Annotated in this window: 15 protein-coding genes and 1 tRNA gene; 10 read left to right on the top strand and 6 right to left on the bottom strand. The window is 53.1% G+C overall.

What is annotated here, in order from left to right; all coding sequences use genetic code 11:
• Window positions 1-14: 14 nt before the first annotated feature.
• On the bottom strand, window positions 15-533 hold the full coding sequence (gene fldB, locus I2123_RS05910) for a flavodoxin FldB (protein ID WP_112165866.1): 519 nt from the start codon (window positions 531-533) through the stop codon (window positions 15-17).
• Window positions 534-655: 122 nt separating this feature from the next.
• Here fldB and xerD point away from each other — a divergent pair, with 122 nt between their 5' ends.
• The 8 genes from xerD to I2123_RS05950 all read left to right on the top strand — a co-directional run bounded on the left by xerD (window position 656) and on the right by I2123_RS05950 (window position 11,438).
• Complete coding sequence (gene xerD / locus I2123_RS05915; protein WP_112165868.1) at window positions 656-1,615, top strand: site-specific tyrosine recombinase XerD; 960 nt, start codon at window positions 656-658, stop codon at window positions 1,613-1,615.
• A gap of 22 nt (window positions 1,616-1,637) precedes the next feature.
• A complete protein-coding gene (gene dsbC / locus I2123_RS05920; protein ID WP_213051975.1) occupies window positions 1,638-2,357 on the top strand; it encodes a bifunctional protein-disulfide isomerase/oxidoreductase DsbC in 720 nt (239 codons plus the stop codon).
• 6 nt (window positions 2,358-2,363) lie between these two features.
• Complete coding sequence (gene recJ / locus I2123_RS05925) at window positions 2,364-4,097, top strand: single-stranded-DNA-specific exonuclease RecJ (protein ID WP_213051976.1); 1,734 nt, start codon at window positions 2,364-2,366, stop codon at window positions 4,095-4,097.
• 131 nt (window positions 4,098-4,228) lie between these two features.
• Window positions 4,229-5,327 (top strand): peptide chain release factor 2 gene (prfB, locus tag I2123_RS05930; protein WP_112165874.1). Its coding sequence is split into 2 segments (ribosomal slippage): window positions 4,229-4,303 and window positions 4,305-5,327, totalling 1,098 coding nucleotides; the frame shifts between segments, so codons are not numbered across the junction.
• A 9-nt stretch (window positions 5,328-5,336) separates the two neighbouring features.
• The gene (gene lysS, locus I2123_RS05935) at window positions 5,337-6,872 is read left to right on the top strand and encodes a lysine--tRNA ligase (protein WP_112165875.1); all 1,536 of its coding nucleotides are present in this window, start codon (window positions 5,337-5,339) and stop codon (window positions 6,870-6,872) included.
• Window positions 6,873-7,037: 165 nt separating this feature from the next.
• A complete protein-coding gene (locus I2123_RS05940) occupies window positions 7,038-10,151 on the top strand; it encodes a chitinase (RefSeq protein ID WP_213051977.1) in 3,114 nt (1,037 codons plus the stop codon).
• 103 nt (window positions 10,152-10,254) lie between these two features.
• Window positions 10,255-10,328 (top strand) — tRNA-Gly (locus tag I2123_RS05945).
• A 390-nt stretch (window positions 10,329-10,718) separates the two neighbouring features.
• On the top strand, window positions 10,719-11,438 hold the full coding sequence (locus I2123_RS05950) for a hypothetical protein (protein ID WP_112165880.1): 720 nt from the start codon (window positions 10,719-10,721) through the stop codon (window positions 11,436-11,438).
• 207 nt (window positions 11,439-11,645) lie between these two features.
• Here I2123_RS05950 and argG read toward each other — a convergent pair whose 3' ends face one another.
• Together argG and I2123_RS05960 are read right to left on the bottom strand one after the other, a co-directional pair.
• Window positions 11,646-13,007: an argininosuccinate synthase gene (gene argG / locus I2123_RS05955; protein WP_112165882.1), complete on the bottom strand. Its 1,362-nt coding sequence runs from the start codon at window positions 13,005-13,007 to the stop codon at window positions 11,646-11,648.
• A gap of 205 nt (window positions 13,008-13,212) precedes the next feature.
• On the bottom strand, window positions 13,213-13,680 hold the full coding sequence (locus tag I2123_RS05960) for an Lrp/AsnC family transcriptional regulator (protein ID WP_112165884.1): 468 nt from the start codon (window positions 13,678-13,680) through the stop codon (window positions 13,213-13,215).
• Window positions 13,681-13,811: 131 nt separating this feature from the next.
• Between I2123_RS05960 and I2123_RS05965 the strand changes: the two genes are divergently transcribed.
• Together I2123_RS05965 and I2123_RS05970 are read left to right on the top strand one after the other, a co-directional pair.
• Entirely contained in the window at window positions 13,812-14,228 is a 417-nt protein-coding gene (locus tag I2123_RS05965; RefSeq protein WP_213051978.1) for a DUF2000 domain-containing protein, read from the top strand.
• A gap of 247 nt (window positions 14,229-14,475) precedes the next feature.
• A complete protein-coding gene (locus I2123_RS05970; RefSeq protein WP_213051979.1) occupies window positions 14,476-16,305 on the top strand; it encodes a methyl-accepting chemotaxis protein in 1,830 nt (609 codons plus the stop codon).
• A gap of 62 nt (window positions 16,306-16,367) precedes the next feature.
• Here I2123_RS05970 and I2123_RS05975 read toward each other — a convergent pair whose 3' ends face one another.
• From I2123_RS05975 to I2123_RS05985, 3 genes are all read right to left on the bottom strand, one after another.
• Window positions 16,368-17,552 (bottom strand): sugar transporter, encoded by a 1,185-nt coding sequence (locus tag I2123_RS05975; protein ID WP_112165890.1) that lies wholly within the window; start codon window positions 17,550-17,552, stop codon window positions 16,368-16,370.
• 184 nt (window positions 17,553-17,736) lie between these two features.
• On the bottom strand, window positions 17,737-18,279 hold the full coding sequence (locus I2123_RS05980) for a M15 family metallopeptidase (RefSeq protein ID WP_213051980.1): 543 nt from the start codon (window positions 18,277-18,279) through the stop codon (window positions 17,737-17,739).
• On the bottom strand, window positions 18,276-19,094 hold the full coding sequence (locus tag I2123_RS05985) for a gamma-glutamyl-gamma-aminobutyrate hydrolase family protein (protein ID WP_112165894.1): 819 nt from the start codon (window positions 19,092-19,094) through the stop codon (window positions 18,276-18,278). The genes I2123_RS05980 and I2123_RS05985 overlap by 4 nt, the downstream gene beginning before the upstream one ends.
• Window positions 19,095-19,160 lie beyond the last annotated feature (66 nt).

Genomic DNA, 19,160 nt, shown 5'->3' on the forward strand with positions numbered 1-19,160 from the left:
GAAACGTCTTAAGGTTACAGCAGGGCGTCCATTTCCAGCAGGATCTGCTCACACCACTGTTGCAGGCGTTCGTCGGTGAGATCGAACTGATTCACATCGTCGAGCGCCAGGCCGACAAAATGTTTGCCGTCCGCACTCAGCGGTTTAGGGCTGGTGAATTCAAAACCTTCCGTCGGCCAGAAACCAATAAACTTAACGCCCATTGGCACCAGCTGGTGGTACAACATGCCCAGCGCATCGAGGAACCATTCGCTGTAACCGAGCTGGTCGCCCATGCCGTACATCGCCACAATCTTGCCACGCAGTTTAAGCGTAGGTAGTTGATTCCAGACGGCTTCCCAGTCTTCCTGGATCTCGCCGAAATCCCATGTCGGGATACCGAGGATCAGGACGCTGTAATCTTGCATTTTGTCCGGATCAACGTCTTTCAGGTTGTGCAAATCCACCAGTTCTTCGCCCAAAATATCGCGAATTTTCTCCGCGGCCATTTCGGTGTAGCAGGTGCTGGAGCCGTAGAAAAGTCCAATCTTCATACTTGTTGCCATAACGTCAAAAGAATACGAATGGCATGGAGTGTAGCAGATTTGGGCTGTATTCCGTCATAATGGCATCGTTCGCCCATCGCGCGGTGTGCACTTGTGCAAAAGGAATCAGGATGCCAAAACAAGATAATGTGATCCGTCAGGGGGATAACCCTGAGCCGGCTGGCGAAGCGGTCAATCAGGCCGACCAGAGCCTGATGGAACAGTTTCTTGATACGTTGTGGATTGAGCGCAACCTCGCAGAAAATACGCTGGCGTCCTACCGTCAGGATCTGAAATCCCTGAGCGGCTGGCTGCACCACAACAACACAGATTTGCTGAACGTGAGCGCCGAAGACCTGCAAGCTTTTCTCGCCGAGCGGGTGGAAGGCGGTTATAAAGCGACCAGCTCGGCGCGTTTACTCAGCGCGATGCGCCGCTTGTTCCAGTATATGAACCGCGAATCCGTTCGTCAGGACGACCCGACGGCGCTGCTTTCTTCGCCCAAATTGCCGCAGCGCCTGCCAAAAGATCTCAGCGAAGCGCAGGTCAGTTCACTGCTCTCTTCCCCGAGCGTCGATGTGCCACTCGAACTGCGCGACAAGGCCATGCTCGAACTGCTGTATGCCACCGGTTTGCGTGTTTCCGAACTGGTCGGGCTGACGCTCAGCGATATCAGTCTGCGACAGGGCGTGGTACGTGTCATTGGTAAAGGAAACAAAGAGCGACTGGTTCCGATGGGAGAAGAAGCCGTGTACTGGCTGGAGAATTATTTTGAGCATGGAAGGCCGTGGCTGCTGAACGGACAATCGCTCGATATTGTTTTCCCGAGCAATCGCGCTCAGAAAATGACCCGTCAGACGTTCTGGCATCGCATCAAACACTATGCGATCCTTGCGGGTATTGATGCAGAGCGATTATCTCCCCACGTATTACGCCACGCTTTTGCCACTCATTTGCTTAACCATGGCGCGGATTTGCGCGTGGTACAAATGTTGTTAGGTCACAGTGACTTATCGACCACTCAAATTTATACGCATGTAGCGACTGAACGACTCAAACAGCTACATCAACAACATCATCCCCGCGCATGATGCCGGGAAAAAGGACGAAATGATGAAAAAAGGTTTACTGCTGCTCACCCTGATTACCGTGTGTATGAGCTCCGCGGTGCAGGCTGATGATGCGGCAATCAACGCCACGCTGAATAAACTGGGCATGAAAAATGCCGATATTCAGCAGACACCAGTCAACGGCTTGCGCGCTATTTCTACCGACAGCGGCGTTATCTACATTACCGAAGATGGCAAACACGTTTTGCAGGGGCCGATGTATGACGTCAGCGGCGCTCAGCCGGTCAACGTGACCAATCAGGCTTTGATGACAAAGCTGGAAGCGCTGAAAAAAGAAATGATCGTCTACAAAGCCAAAAACGAAAAACACGTGATCACCGTGTTTACCGACATCACCTGTGGTTATTGCCACAAACTGCATCAGCAGATGCAGGACTATAACGATCTTGGCATCACCGTGCGTTATCTGGCTTTCCCGCGTCAGGGACTGAATTCTAAGACCGAAAAAGATATGCAGTCGATCTGGTGTACCGGCGACCGCAATACCACCTTTGATGCGGCCATGCGTGGCGACGACATCGTCGCGGCAAGCTGCAAAACCAGTGATGTTGCGAAACACTTTGAGCTGGGCGTCCAGTTGGGCGTAACCGGGACGCCGGCAATCGTGCTGCAAGACGGTACCTTGATCCCGGGCTATCAGCCGCCAAAAGAAATGGCCGCGATGCTCGACAAGCGCAATCCTTCAAATAAAACCGGTGGTTGATTTTTCGTGACCTTGCAGACTCAACTACGCCGCCGTGAGGCCGCGACCGGCGTGGAACTCCCCGCCGAACTTTCTCCGTTACTACGCCGTTTGTATCTCTCTCGTGGGGTGAAAGACAGTCAGGAACTGGAGCGCAGCGTGCGCGGCATGCTGCCTTATCAGCAACTTGATGGCATCGATGACGCTGTGAAACTGCTGCAAAAAGCGCTCACCGAGCGGCTGCGCATTATCATCGTCGGGGATTTTGACGCCGATGGCGCGACCAGCACCGCGCTCGCGCTGCTCTCGTTGCGCAGTATGGGCTGCGGGAATATCGATTTTTTGGTGCCCAACCGTTTTGAAGACGGTTATGGCCTGAGCCCGGAAGTGGTGGAGCAGGCCGCTTCCCGCGGTGCCGAGCTGATTCTGACCGTCGATAACGGCATTTCTTCGCACGCGGGCGTCACACTGGCGCACGAGAAAGGCATTCAGGTGCTGGTCACTGACCACCATCTGCCGGGCGAGACCTTGCCCGATGCTGAAGCGATCATTAACCCGAATCTGCACGGTTGCGCGTTTCCCTCCAAATCGCTGGCGGGCGTTGGCGTGGCGTTTTACCTGATGCTGGCGCTGCGCGGTGCGCTTCGCGACAGCGGCTGGTTCGAGCAAAACGGCATCACGCCGCCGAATCTGGCGGAACATCTGGATCTGGTGGCGCTGGGTACCGTGGCAGACGTGGTACCGCTCGATGCCAATAACCGCATCATGGTGTACCAGGGACTGAACCGCATTCGTGCGGGCAAATGTCGCCCCGGTATACGCGCGCTGCTGGAAGTAGCAGGCCGCGAAGCCCGCACCCTGGGCGCCAGCGATTTAGGTTTTGCGCTCGGGCCACGGCTCAATGCCGCCGGGCGACTTGACGATATGTCTGTCGGCGTGGCGCTGTTGCTCACCGAGGACATCGGACAGGCGCGCGCGCTGGCCAGCGATTTAGATGCGCTGAACCAGACCCGCCGCGAGATTGAGCAGGGGATGCAGGTTGAGGCGCTGGCGCTGTGCGATAAACTCGAGCGTGGCACCGATGCCTTGCCGTTCGGGCTGGCGATGTACCATCCGGAATGGCATCAGGGCGTGGTCGGCATATTGGCTTCGCGCCTGAAAGAACGTTTTAACCGCCCGGTGATTGCATTCGCACCGGCGGGCGAGGGGATTCTTAAAGGTTCTGGCCGTTCGATTGCCGGTTTGCATATGCGTGATGCGCTGGAGCGTCTCGACACGCTCAATCCCGGCCTGATGATGAAATTCGGCGGGCACGCCATGGCCGCCGGTTTATCACTCGAGGCGTCAAAGTTCGATGAATTCCGTGACCGTTTTGCTGAACTGGTGGGCGAATGGCTGGATCCGTCGTATCTGGAAGGCGTGGTGTGGTCGGACGGTGAACTGGCCGCGCAGGAACTGACGATTGATACCGCTGAAATGCTGCGTGACGGCGGCCCGTGGGGGCAGTCGTTCCCCGAACCGACGTTTGATGGCACGTTCCGGATCCTGCAACAAAAGCTGCTGAAAGAGCGTCATCTGAAACTGATGATTGAACCGGTTGGCGGCGGACCGCTGCTTGACGGCATCGCGTTTAATATCGATCCGACGTTCTGGCCTGACAGCAGCATCCGCGAAGTGCAACTGGCCTACCGGCTGGATATCAATGAATTCCGTGGAAATCGCAGCGTTCAGCTGATCATTCAACATTTGTGGCCGAAATAAGCCCGTTTCGGTCAGAATAAACCCGGCAAAAATACGGCTCGTTGCTATAAAAAGACTGCTAATTCCGTTAGAATCTGCGGTTCGAATGGCATTGGGCCAACTCCGAATCTAACGTAAGACGCGAAAAAATCATGTTTGAAATTAATCCGGTAAAAAACCGCATTCAGGACCTGTCCGAGCGGACAGTCGTTCTTCGGGGGTATCTTTGACTATGATGCCAAGAAAGAACGCCTCGAAGAAGTAAACGCCGAGCTTGAACAGCCGGACGTGTGGAACGAACCTGAACGCGCACAGGCGCTGGGTAAAGAACGTTCCGCGCTGGAAGCCATCGTTGAAACCATCGACCAGCTGTTGCAGGGCGTCGAAGACGTGACCGGCTTGCTGGAACTGGCGGTTGAAGCCGAAGACGAAGACACGTTCAACGAAACTGTGGAAGAAGTCGATCAGCTGACAGCCAAGCTGGAACAGCTTGAATTCCGCCGCATGTTCTCCGGTGAATACGACAGTGCAAGCTGCTACCTCGACATTCAGGCCGGTTCCGGTGGTACGGAAGCGCAGGACTGGGCGAGCATGTTGCTGCGTATGTATTTGCGCTGGGCAGAAGCCAAAGGCTTCAAAACGGAAGTGATTGAAGAGTCTGACGGCGAAGTCGCAGGCCTGAAATCCGCCACTATCAAAATCATCGGTGACTATGCGTTTGGCTGGTTGCGTACCGAAACGGGTGTTCATCGCCTGGTGCGTAAAAGCCCGTTTGACTCCGGCGGCCGTCGTCATACGTCTTTCAGTTCCGCGTTTGTGTACCCGGAAGTGGACGATGACATTGCTATCGAAATCAACCCTGCCGACCTGCGTATCGACGTCTACCGCGCGTCAGGTGCGGGTGGTCAGCACGTCAACAAAACGGAATCTGCGGTACGTATTACCCACCTTCCGACCAACATTGTGACCCAGTGTCAGAACGACCGCTCCCAGCATAAAAACAAAGATCAGGCCATGAAGCAGATGAAAGCCAAGCTTTATGAGTATGAGATGCAAAAGAAAAATGCGGATAAACAGCAGCTGGAGGACAACAAGTCTGACATCGGCTGGGGCAGCCAGATTCGTTCTTACGTGCTGGATGATGCCCGTATCAAAGATTTGCGCACAGGTGTCGAAACACGAAATACGCAGGCCGTGTTGGATGGCGACCTGGATAAATTCATCGAAGCCAGTTTGAAAGCCGGGTTATAAGGAACCAACATGTCTGAACAACAATCGCCTGCTGAGCAGCAGCCAACAGAGAACGTCCCTGATCTTAACAACGAGCTGAAAGCCCGTCGTGAGAAGCTGGCTTTGCTGCGCGAAGCGGGTAACGCGTTCCCGAACGATTTCCGTCGCGACAGCATTTCTGACGATCTGCACGCCCAGTACGGTGAAAAGACCAACGAAGAGCTGGAAGCGTTAGACATCACCGTTACCGTCGGTGGCCGTATGATGACCCGCCGTATTATGGGCAAGGCGTCCTTCGTGACTCTGCAGGACGTCGGTGGCCGTATCCAGCTTTACGTTGCCCGGGACGATCTGGCGGAAGGTGTTTACAACGAACAGTTCAAAAAATGGGATCTGGGCGATATCCTGGGTGCGACCGGCAAGTTGTTCAAAACCAAGACCGGCGAACTGTCGATCCATTGTTCTGAACTGCGTCTGCTGACCAAAGCGCTGCGTCCGTTGCCGGACAAATTCCATGGCCTGGCGGATCAGGAAACCCGTTACCGTCAGCGTTACCTCGATCTTATCGCTAACGATGACTCGCGCAAAACCTTCAAGATCCGTTCTCAGATCATGTCTGGTATCCGTAGCTTCATGGTGGAAAACGGCTTCATGGAAGTCGAAACCCCAATGATGCAGGTGATCCCAGGCGGCGCTGCGGCGCGTCCGTTCATCACGCATCACAACGCGCTCGACATCGACATGTACCTGCGTATCGCGCCGGAACTGTATCTGAAACGTCTGGTGGTAGGTGGCTTCGATCGCGTGTTCGAAATCAACCGTAACTTCCGTAACGAAGGCGTTTCTCCGCGTCACAACCCAGAGTTCACCATGATGGAACTCTACATGGCGTACGCGGATTACAAAGACCTGATCGTTCTGACCGAAACCCTGTTCCGCACGCTGACCGAATCGGTTCTGGGCAGCAGCGTTGTGCAGTACGGCGAGCAGACGTTTGATTTTGGCAAACCTTTCGCTAAGCTGACCATGCGTGAAGCGATTTGCAAATACCGTCCTGAAACCAACGTTGCCGATCTTGATGATCTGGCCAAAGCGACGGCTATTGCAGAATCTATCGGTATCAAAATCGAGAAGAGCTGGGGTCTGGGCCGCATCGTAACCGAAATCTTCGAAGAAACCGCTGAAGCACAGCTGATTCAACCGACCTTCATCACCGAGTATCCGGCAGAAGTTTCTCCGCTGGCGCGCCGTAATGATGAAAACCCGGAAATCACCGATCGCTTTGAATTCTTCATCGGCGGCCGCGAAATCGGTAACGGTTTCTCCGAGCTGAACGATGCAGAAGATCAGGCACAGCGTTTCGCGGATCAGGTTTCTGCGAAAGATGCAGGCGATGACGAAGCGATGTTCTACGACGAAGACTATGTGACTGCGCTGGAACACGGCCTGCCACCGACGGCGGGTCTGGGCATTGGTATCGACCGTATGGTGATGCTGTTCACCAACAGCCATACCATTCGCGACGTTATCCTGTTCCCGGCAATGCGTCCGCAGACTCAGAAGTAAGCGGGTTAAGAAATACAGAAGGGCGCTCCGGCGCCCTTTTTTACATCTGTCATTCCTCATCAAAGAAAATCAATGAGTCGTTGTGAGATAAATGTGCTCGCTATTTATCGTTAAATCATCAGGTTGGTGCAACGCTGGGTGAAACTCACTCAGGAGATTCACCCCATGTCTGACCCGCAATTTCCCTCTTTACACGTTACCGCATCTGCCATCGATCCTGACAGCTGGTATCAGCCCGTCATCCTGACATTCAAAAATACAGGCAGTGGCGCCGTCGATTTCAACAAAGCTGTTTTTACTTTTTCCGCAAACGGCGCACCGGACAGTTACGGTGTGATCAGTGGAACGCTGGCCGAAAAAAAAGCGCCGGTTATCACGGTTGTTGACGGCTGGCCGTTGAAAAAGACCCGCATAGATTTTGCTTACGGCGCCCCTGAGTTGCTGGCTGCCGGAAAAAGCGCCACGCTGACGTTTAATATTTCTGCGAGTCAGGTTCCCTTCCTGGCCACTGAATGGCTGCTTGTGCTGGCATCCGGTGAGCATATCAATACGGGCGGAGACAGTGAGCCTTTAACACCTGAGCCAGACCCAACGCCTGAGCCAGACCCAACGCCGGTACCAGACCCAACGCCGGAACCAGACCCAATACCGGAACCTGATCCAATCCCGGAACCTGATCCAACGCCGGAACCTGATCCAATGCCGGAGCCTGATCCAATACCCGAACCTGATCCAATACCAGCCGTGCTCAGTGTCAGTGGGACTGTCAGCAAACTGGATACCGGAAGTTGGTATCAGAGCGTGACGTTGAGCCTGACCAATACCACGTCGCAGACGATCGATTTTACGCAGGCGGTGATCGAGTTCTCCGCTACCGGTCATCCTGATGAATATAGCCCGTTCAGCGGTTCGCTTATCGGCGGTACGCCAACGCTCAGGCGTGACGGCGGCTGGCCGCTGGAGGTCACCACCCTGACGCTGCTGGCGGGCGGCGATATGCTGGTCGGCTCAGGCAAAACGGGCACAATAACTTTCTCGTTTAGCGCCACGCAGACGCCGGTCACGTTCGGCAGCATCACGGTCAAACTGCTTGCCGATCCGTCACGGCAGGGGGAGTTGATCGTCGTTCTTCCCGCCTCACCGGTGGACGGAATCGGCACCCCAACGTTGCTCCTTACCAGTGCAGCCGGCGAGGAGACATCGCACGCCCTGGCCTGGAACAGCCGTAACAGCCTTAAAAATTTGAGTTATTCCAGCTACACCTTGCAGATCGACCCGCTCGATACTGCCAGCGTCCGGGTGACGCCGACAAAAACGCAGCAGAAGGTGACGCTGACTGCTGCAAATTCACCGTGCATCGTGAATATCAATTATGAAGCTCCGGTGTATTTCGCCAGTGCGCAAATCTCTCTGACGCCGAATGCCAGTATTAAACAAGGTGTGATCGACATTACTCTGACGCAGTCCGGCGCGACCCAGACCGTTTCACAACGCATTGAGCCGGGGAAAAGTACTCTGGTCACCCGGCTGGCGCATCAGGTCGCGTGTCAGGCAAAAATCAACACTACGCGCATCAATAATATTGAATTCAGCGCCGCCGCAGCGGCAAAAACCTTCACACCGGATAAAGCGTCAACGGTTGCTGTCGCGGTGGATTACCAGACGAAACTGGTAAGCAACGCGGGGCTTATCACCACTACTCTTCAGGCGACGGGCCTGCCAGCGGGCAGCCAGAAAATTAATGTCTCGATGGTGAGCAAGGACGGCGCGACGCAGTACTATTTCACCCTCTACGGAGCAGGTGAACTCACGATCCCTTACGCCATCGCACCGGGCGAATATCGCATCAATGCAGATAAACTGAGCATTGGCGGGCGTCAGTATGTTGCATTATCTGGCACGGTTGTCACGGTGTCAGGCACTGCAAAACGCCTGATCCTTATCTTTGAAAAAAGCGTCGATTTGCAGGTTCGCGGTTGGCCGGATTATCTGGCTCACGGCGGCGTGACGGTCAATTCAGCCTCGAGCGTCACGGCATACAAAGGTGTTCCGGTTGATGCATTGTTCAAATACGACGGCTTTGACGGCGGCGGTGACCCGATCCCTGCTGCGGAGGTTGACCGTAACGGAGACGGTTATCTGGATCTGGAGGCATTGCCGGTGCATCAGACCTGCTCAGTTGCGCGTCAGATTGAGCAGGCGAATGGCCTTGCGGTAATGCCTGTGATGGTGGTTTATACGGCCAATGCCAGCGGGGGGAGTGCTGTATCGGATCTTACCGACAGTCAGCGTCTGCGCAATCATTTCGGCAGTTTCATCACGCAGTGCGTGGCGGCGCAAAGTTATAAGGATAAAGATCATCCGGTACCCGTGACCTTTGTCCTCAATCCGGATTTCCTCGGTGCAATGGAGCAGGAACCGTCCGTCTACGCGGCGCTGCGTAAGGCTAACAGCGTTCAGGTGAATACGTTGCTGAAAAAAGCGGTCAGCGATCTCCAGCCAATCCTCAAATATACCTCACCGGCTTTACCGCATTTTGACGACAGCCTTTACGGTTATCTGCAGGCAATAAACTATATTGTCCACACCTTTGCGCCTGACGTCGCATTCGGCTGGCAGACCAACGTCTGGGCAACCGGCGGAGCAGACTGGTTGTTGCAAGATGATGTCGATCCGGGGGAGTACGCCGATCAAGTGGTGGCGTATCTGGATGAACTGGGGGTTTACGAGGGCGCGTATGCACCAGATTTCATCGTCTTCGACAAATTCGAACGCGATTGTTTCAGTCCGGATGCTATCGCGCACTATAGCTGGAATGCCTCGAGCTGGTTCAACTACCTGAATCTGGTGAAATATACCGCCAGCGGGCTGAACAAACCGGCAATGATCTGGCAGATCCCAGGCGGCCATATGCCGACAGAATCCGAAGGTACCAGCATGCTTTCCAGCGCCCACTTTGCGTCAGGCGGCACCTTCCTGATGGGGGATTCACGCATTGGTACTGATGCCAGCAATGTCCTGAAGGCATTGCGTGATACCGCACTGAATCCGGTGAACTACGGCGTGAAAACCGTCGGCGAGTTTTTGCAGAGAGACCAGGGTTATGACTGGGGCCAGGCGCAGGTCAATAATCTGACCAATTACAATATCTTCTCGATTTTGTGGGGCGGAGGTTCGACGGTGAGTATCACCAGCATCCAGTCCAACGGTACCGACGGCGGCTGGCTGGCGCAGAAAATCGTCGAGTATTATAAAGCGCCGAGTTATTTTGGCGACTGAGATCACACTCCGCTAATCTGACTGCTCAAAACACCGCCACCAGGCGGTGTTTTACTGCTTGTCACTCAGAGAGTTAAGGTTATAATGCCCCTCGCAAATAGATGCGGGTGTAGTTCAATGGTAGAACGGCAGCTTCCCAAGCTGCATACGAGGGTTCGATTCCCTTCACCCGCTCCATTACGTCTTCCAGTACCATCCCATAAAGTCTTCAAAACCCAGTAAATACGTCACTTCATGCACAATCTTGCTTCAGCCTTGTCCTCTGCTACCGGTTAGTTTTCAAAATTAGCGGGCAGGAGACGATACGTCGCTCAGGGAATTACCTGTCGAAACCTTAGTTAATGATAATATTCACGTAATTGATGTATTAATTACGTGTTTAATCGTTTACAGGCGCAATGTATAATTAAACTCCTTCTTTAATTGTTTATTAATTAATTTATATAATAAAGATAAAATATATTCATCATATTAATGAGTATTTATTTTACTGTTTAAAGAATAATTTGATTTTTTAATAATTAATAATTCATCACCAGTAAATATTAAAAGTAAAAGGATTTAGTTATGATTGATAAAAAGTTTGAACAGGCGATGACGCCAATTTTATTAGGTGCTATTAAGTATGCACGCTCGCGATTACCTCTGAAGGCAACGAATAAACTTTATCGGGATAAAGGTTTAGTTAGCCATATGATGCCCAAAGATCCGAAGCGTTGGAGTTTACATACGGCACAAGCAGATGCCATTCGGCTCAAGTCTCTGCGCAGTTTTCGTGGGCAAAATTTGTCTCCGCGGGAAAGAGCCAATGCCCTTGAAAGGGATTACGTTAACCGAATCCCACACGCAGGAAACTGTGGTGAAAATGCAATTCTTGCATTTTACTATCTTCTGGACCGGGCCAGTCGTCTGGATGGCGCCGCCGGAAGACAAGTTCAAATTTTGCGCGTTTATATGCCAGCGCCCGTTGACCATTCTTATGTTTTGATTGGCACCCGGCCTGCGGGGTTTAACAAACTACTCCTCGAGAATACGATGATTTGTGACCCGTGGACTAAAATTGTGTGTCCGCTGGATCATTTTGACCAGCTCTGGCGATTAAAAATGAAGAAGTGGTCTGATCGTGGGCTTACGGGTACATGTGGTGGGGGATGGTACGATCACTATCGTGACAGCTGCTCCCTTAATACCGTTGTAGTAGGTAAAATAGAAATAGACGAGCAACGCTTTGAGTCAAGACATCCTTCAGGACTCCATTCTTTGGTCGGGGGGATTTCCTTCCGGTAATGACATGATATTCCCAATATGATGTTTGGATAATAGTCAGAATTCATTAATTCACCTGATGTATATCAGGTGAATATTAAAATGAAATAGTGAACGAGTAAGGTCGCGTTTTGATTTCCCTTCCAGGGTCATTCATTACACAACGGTAACACTTCCCGCATTCCTGTCCGCATAAATTGTTTGCGTATTTTAGTTTACGCTAAACAATTATTTATTCTTGACCTGTAACCCGCGCGGAAGATTATTGTTATCCACCTGCGGTAAACCGGTAGCAGCAGAAGATGTCAGTAAGCCTGTCTCAACATAGTTTTGCAACTTCTCGCGGGTATCGGTGATATCCAGATTACGCATGGTCAGCTGACCAATACGGTCGTCAGGCGAGAAGACAGAATCCCCTTTCTCCATGGTCAGACGCTCTGGCTTGTAAGTCAGATTCTCAGAGACCGTATTCATGATGGTGTAGTCATTGCCACGGCGCAGTTCCAGAGTCACTTCACCGGTGATTTCGCTGGCGACCCAACGCTGAGCGGAGTCACGCAGCATCAGTGCCTGAGGATCGAACCAGCGGCCCTGATACAGCAGACGACCCAGCACGCGGCCATTCGCATGATATTGCTCGATAGTATCTTCGTTATGAATACCGGTCAGCAGACGCTCGTAGGCGATGTGCAACAGCGCCATTCCGGGGGCTTCATAAATGCCACGGCTTTTGGCTTCGATGATGCGGTTTTCAATCTGGTCGCTCATACCCAAACCATGACGGCCACCGATACGGTTGGCTTCCATCATCAGCTCAACGCTGTCGTCAAAGGTCACGCCATTGAGGGCAACAGGGTAGCCGCGCTCAAAACGGATGGACACTTCTTCCGCTTTCACGACCACATTCTCGTCCCAGAATTTCACGCCCATAATCGGGTTGACGATTTTTACGCCGGAGTCGAGGAACTCCAGATCTTTGGCTTCGTGCGTCGCGCCCAGCATGTTGGAGTCAGTAGAGTAGGCTTTCTCGGTTGACATTTTGTAGTCGAAACCGGACTGAATCATAAACTCTGACATCTCATGGCGGCCACCGAGTTCATCGATAAAATCGGTATCCAGCCACGGCTTATAAATTTTCAGCTCAGCATTGGTCAGCAGACCGTAACGATAGAAACGCTCAATATCGTTACCTTTGTAAGTACTGCCGTCACCCCAGATATTGACGCCGTCTTCTTTCATCGCGGCAACCAGCATGGTGCCGGTCACGGCACGGCCCAGCGGGGTGGTGTTGAAGTAAGTGACGCCAGCGGTGGTGTTATGGAATGCGCCACACTGAATGGCGGCAATCCCTTCGGCAACCAGTTGTTTACGGCAATCAATCAGGCGAGCTTTCTCTGCACCATACTCCATCGCTTTACGCGGAATGGCATCGTAATCTTCTTCATCAGGCTGACCCAGGTTAGCTGTGTAGGCATAAGGAATCGCCCCTTTTTTCTGCATCCACAGTAGCGCTGCGCTGGTGTCCAAACCGCCGGAGAAAGCGATACCCACACGCTGATTGATAGGAAGGTGCTTGAGAATAGTTGTCATCGGTTCAATCCTGTATGAATGAGGTCTGTCTGTTAAAGGTTTCAATGCCTATATTGATATCGCAAAACGGAGTTCAGGTAAAACACATTTTGCATATTTATGTGAATTTTATTGCATAAATATCTAATTAGCAGAATGGCAGATCGGGGGTGCATTCAAAATATTCTGCCGTTTTGATGAATTTTAGGGTGAGCATTACACCCTCTTATAACGGCAGCACATCCAGGGGTTTTACCTCCCTTAGCACAAACGATGTTTGCATCTCTTTAATCCCCGGCAGGCGGCGCACCACTTCCATCGCAAAGCTCGAAAAACTGTCGAGATCTTTCGCCACAACCTGCAACAGAAAATCTGCATCTCCGGCAATTGCGTAGCAGGCAATCACCGAGGGCAACGCGCCAACTTGTTGCTCGAAACGCCGCGCATCTTCTTCGCTGTGGCTGTCGATTTTGACCCGGATAAACGCCAGCAGCCCGAGGCCGACTTTTTTCCTGTCAATATTTGCCTGATAACCGGTTATCACGCCGCTGTCTTCCAGCTGTTTTACGCGGCGCCAGCAGGGAGATGCCGCCATGCCGACTTTTCCGGCCAGTTCCTGATTGGTCATCCGGCCCGAGTTCTGAAGTAGCTTTAGGATGCGAAGGTCTGCCGGTAAAATTTCTTCTGCGGACATAATTTGCCTTCATAGTGTCAATTTTAGAAAGGAGTAACCAGATTAGGGCATTTTTGACCCACAAAAGAAAGCACCTTTCAGCAACGAATGGTTATGCTTTATGCATCACTGATGATGAAAAGGGCGACACAATGACAGACACACTCCGGCTGGCGATTATCCTCAATCCTGACCTTCCGCCGGGATTGCTGGCGAACACGGCGGGCGCAATAGGTATTGGCCTGGCGGCGAAATTCCCGATGCTGGCGGGTAACTCACTGACCGATGCAAAGGGCGCGAAGATCGATGTCAGTTCAAAATATCCCGTCCCCATTTTGCAGGGCACCACGGATCACATTAAGGCGCTGATGTTTAAAGCCCTCGATGCGGGCGGCGAGCGCGGCGTGGTGGCCTTCCCGGCGTTTGCCCGTTCGCTTCATGCCTATGAAGAATATGAAAATACGTTTAAGCAGCGCGATTTGCATGATGAAGTGATCGACGGCTTAGGGCTGGTCGGGCCGGAAAAGTGGATTAAATCGTTGACCGGCAATCTGAAGCTGCTGCGCTGATACGTACGCAATAAAATGGCTGACCCGCCGCGTGCGGGTCGCTAACCATCAGTAATCCTTTTCTAATTCCCATCCCCTGCGTTTTTATTAATCAATATTCATCCCATTGCACTTTATATAGTTACATAAGGTGATATTTCCCTTAATCATTATAACGATCATTAATTAATTCTCCTTATCTGCCGATAACGCAAAGGCTTTAGGTAACACCTGCATATATAAACAAAATAATGGAGCGTTAATTATCATGAGAAAGTTATTAGTTTGTTTTGAAAATGTTAAAGTCGGAAAAAAGCTGGCAACCGGTTTCGGGCTTGTTCTGTTACTCAGCGTGGCGGTCGCAATCTGTGGCATTAAAAACCTTAATGATATCTCCGGTCGTGCCGAGAAAATCAGTCAGCTAAAAGTGATCACCGATCAGTTTGCTTTATCAAAAGATGCGAGACTGCAATACGTCAAAACCCATGACGAAAAGTTCATCGGCATTAACGAAGCAGGACTGAAACAGGTCGATCTTAAGATAGAAAGTTTGCAGGCGTACAAGTGGCGTCCTGAGCAGCAGGAGCTTCTGCGGACATTACCGGGCGCAATGCAGGGCTATCGGGAGCAGCGCGCGGAAACGGTCAGCGAAACCCGCAAACGTGAAAGTATTATCGGCTCGCTGGGGCTGACCAAAGAAGAGGCCGACGTGACGCGTCTGGCGCAGGGGTATTCACAAGATCCGGCCACGGCAGTCACGGCGAATGCACTGAATGAAATCGGTAAACACCTCAACGGCGTGGCGGTGCGCGTCAAACTGCTTGAACTCCAGAATACTGAAGAGGCGCAACAGGCTTTAGTACGATTTATCGCTGAATCGATTCAACTTATGGAGGCCGTGAAGCCACAGCTGAGCCCGGCGGATGCCAATACGCTAAGCGACGTGGCACATTCGGTGGCCGCGAAACAGGAAAGCGCGCAGACGTATCTGTCTTCTTATCTTGCCGAGGAGCAGGCAACGAAAATGCTTGCGAAGTCAGGCATGGCGCTGACGACGGCCAGCAGCTCCCTGTTTCAGGAAGAATTGAAATCGACGCATTCGGATATCAGTCAGGCGATTTTATGGATGTCGATGATCATGGTGGCGGCGGTGCTGTTAAGCATTGCAATCGCATTCATCATCACCCGCCAAATCACCATGCCGTTGTCCGCGACGTTGCGCGTTGCACAGCAAATTGCACGAGGCGATCTGCGTGCTCATCTGGAGACCACTCGTCGTGATGAACTGGGTGAACTGATGCAGGCGGTAGGCGCAATGAACGATGAACTGCGCCGCATTATCGGGGATATCCGCAGTGGTGTGACGCAGGTCAGCCTTGCCTCGGGCGAAATTGCGGCGGGGAATAACGATCTGTCCGCGCGCACCGAAGAGCAGGCCGCTGCGCTGGAAGAAACGGCGGCCAGCATGGAGCAGTTAACTGCGACGGTGAAACAGAACGTCGACAATATTCACCACTCCAGCCAGTTGGCGCGCAAGACGTCTGAGACGGCCAACAAGGGGGGCAAGCTGGTCAATCACGTGGTGAAAACCATGAATGAGATCACCGCCAGTTCCGGCAAAATTGGTGAAATCACCACCGTCATCAACAGCATTGCCTTCCAGACCAATATTCTGGCGCTGAACGCGGCGGTCGAGGCGGCGCGTGCCGGTGAGCAGGGCAGAGGTTTTGCGGTGGTGGCCAGTGAAGTAAGAAGTCTGGCACAGCGCAGCGCGCAGGCGGCAAAAGAGATTGAAGAGCTGATTGGCGAATCGGTTGAGCGCATCAGCGCGGGCTCGGAGCTGGTGGAGCAGGCGGGCACGACGATGCACGACATCGTGACATCCATCGGTAATGTCACTGAAATTCTGAATGAAATTGCTCAGGCGTCAGATGAACAGAACCGCGGGATCTCACAGGTCGGGGAAGCGATTATCGAGATGGATAACGTGACTCAGCAAAACGCCGCGCTGGTGGAGGAGTCTTCTGCCGCCGCCAACGCGCTGCGCGATCAGGCGCAAAGCCTGGCGGGTTCCGTTTCACGTTTTGTGACTGAGTAATTGTTTTATTGCTCACTGCGCTATTGCGGCGCAGTGAGTTTTTTTACCAAAGCAGTACGCACTCAGCTGGTGGTTTTTAACTGCGGATAGCGTTTGAAAATCGTCAGACACCAGACAAAGGCGATACAGCCGAGCAATCCGCCGGCGTAGCCGACGTCGCTCATCGCCAGATGTAAACTCACCTGATTGCCGATCAATGCGCCCGCGCCGATACCGATATTGTAGATGCCCGACAGCAGGGACATCGAGACGTCGGTGGCGTCGCTTGCCAGCCCCAGCACGCGTACCTGCATTGCCAGCCCGATAATCATCATCGCCAGCCCCCAGACCACGCACAGAATCGAAATACTGACCGGGTTCATCACCGCAACAAACAGCAGCAACATGCTGAGCGTGACCATCAGGATCGGCCCGCTGAGCATGGCTGCCGGGAAGCGGTTACCGAACACGCTGAAAATGATGCTGCCGAAAATCCCCGCACCACCAAAAATCAGCAGCAGGAACGTGGTGAAGTTTTCACCCATATCCGCGACGGTCTGAATAAAGGGCTCGATATAACTGTAAGCGGTGTAGTGAGCGGTCACTATCAGCGCAGTCAGAATATACATGCCGACCAGAGCGGGACGGCGGAACAACATCGGGACGCTTTTCAGGGAGCCGGTATGCTCGCTTGGCAGCGGTGGCAGCAGTTTGATCAGGCAAATCAGCGTCAGCAGCGCAACGCCGCCGATGCACATAAAGGTGGTACGCCAGCCGAGATACTGGCCGATAAGGCGGCCAAGCGGCAGGCCAAGCACCATCGCCAGCGCGGTACCGGTGGCTAACATACTGAGCGCCTGCGTTTTTTTACCGGCCGGTGCCACGCGGATTGCCAGCGAGGCAGTAATCGACCAGAAAATGGCATGGGAGAGGGCGATACCGACGCGTGACGCCACCAGACTCCAGAAATCCCAGGCCACCACGGAGAGCCCATGACTGACGATAAACAGGCAAAAGATGATGATCAGCAGACGCTTTCGCTCGACCTGTCGGGTCAGCAGCATCAGCGGCAGCGACATCAGCGCGACCACCCAGGCGTAAATGGTGAGCATCAGGCCGACCTGCGCCGTCTTCATATTGAAACTGGCGGCGATGTCAGAGAGTAATCCGACCGGCACAAATTCGGTGGTATTGAAGATGAAGGCGGCGATCGCCAGCATTACAACGCGAAGCCAGGCTGTCCTGCGCGAAACGGTATCTGATTGCATTGAAATTTATGACTTATTAGAAGGTGTAAAGACCAGGCTCGCTTCTCAGGAAGCCTTTTGAGGACATAGTGTGTTTTATTTGTTCTAAAAATGAAACAGAAAATTGGCCTAACAGAAAAATGTTTAAGGGACAATTTTAGTTATGGAAAGTGAGAGGCAGATCACCGGTTTAAGACAAATGGCGTTATTGCGGGTGCCAGCACCAGTGCCACGGCTCACAGATGAATCCCCACGGATTGTTCAGCGGAAATGACATCACGAAGCCAAAACGCGCGGCGTTGCCTTTCAGCCAGGCGAAAGCGTCGGTTTCGCCGAACACGCCGGTGACTTCATCACAGCCGGGGGTATTGATATCCACGGCGCAGCCGGTGTGATGCTCGCTGCATCCGGGCGGTGCCAGTGAGGTAAAGAAGGTTTCAGGCGGGATACCGGCCTCCTGCTTCGCGCGGATAAGACCCGCCTGATATTCCACACTGCGCCACGCGGATACCAGGTAAATGGCGATACCTTCGGCGGTAGCCTGCTGTTTCATCGTCTGCCATGCCTGCGCGGCGGGTGAGGTCAGGCGGTAGATTTTACCGGTGGCCGCATCGGTTTCAGCGTCCACCAGTAAGTGCTCACTTACTTCCTCGAAGTACGGCAGCGTGCGGTGCGCGATAACCCGCGGGTCGATATTAAGATCCCGCAACATCTGGTCTGTTTTGGTTTTCAGCACCGCCTGATTCATGCCTCTTCTTTCCCTTTGCGTGTCATTGCGTCGGTCATCGCCCGCGCCGAACTGCGCATAGAATGCTTATAGCGCGAAGCCGCCGACACCAGCGCGTTCAGCAGTTGCGTATCCTGCTGATGTTGCTGATATTCCGGGTGCCACTGCACGCCAAGGCAAAAGTCATAGCCTTCGCACTCGATGCCTTCAATCACGCCGTCGGGCGCATACGCATTAATGCGGCAACCTTCGCCGACCGATTTCACCGCCTGATGATGCGAACTGTTGACCTCATAGTGCAGGCTGTCGACGCAGCGGCTGAGCAGCGACCCTTCGACGATCTCAACCTGATGGCGAGCGCGCTTTTTGCCTCCGGCATTTTCGGTATCGACGGTGGTGCTGTGCTCGAGCGCATCGGGCAGCGCATCGGGAATATGCTGATGCAGCGTGCCGCCGGTAAGGACCGCCAGCAGCTGCTGGCCCCCGCAGATACCGAGCAGCGGCATGTTGCGCTGCATCGCGCCTTTGACGATGGCTTTTTCGAATTCGGTGCGGCCAGGTTTCAGGCGTACCTGACTGCTGGTTTGCTGCTCATTGAACAACTCGGGCGGGACGTCAAACGCGCCGCCGGTGACGACAATCCCGTCGCATAGCGCGAGATACTCATCGGTTAAATCTGCGTGATGCGGCAATGCCAGCGGCACGGCCCCCAGTTCTGCCAGACTTTCCATGTAGTTCTGACGTAAGGCGTACCACGGAAAGTCGGCGTAACCCCCGGCTTCCTCGCTGTCGAGCGTGACCCCGATAACCGGTCTGGATTGAAATTTTGTATGCATTCTCCCGATTCCCTGCCATGAAGATGAAAAACAACCAGAAAATTAACCATAACAAGGGGCGGTCGA

The organism is Rahnella inusitata, from assembly GCF_018288855.1.
In the GTDB taxonomy this organism is placed as follows: Bacteria; Pseudomonadota; Gammaproteobacteria; order Enterobacterales; family Enterobacteriaceae; genus Rahnella; species Rahnella inusitata.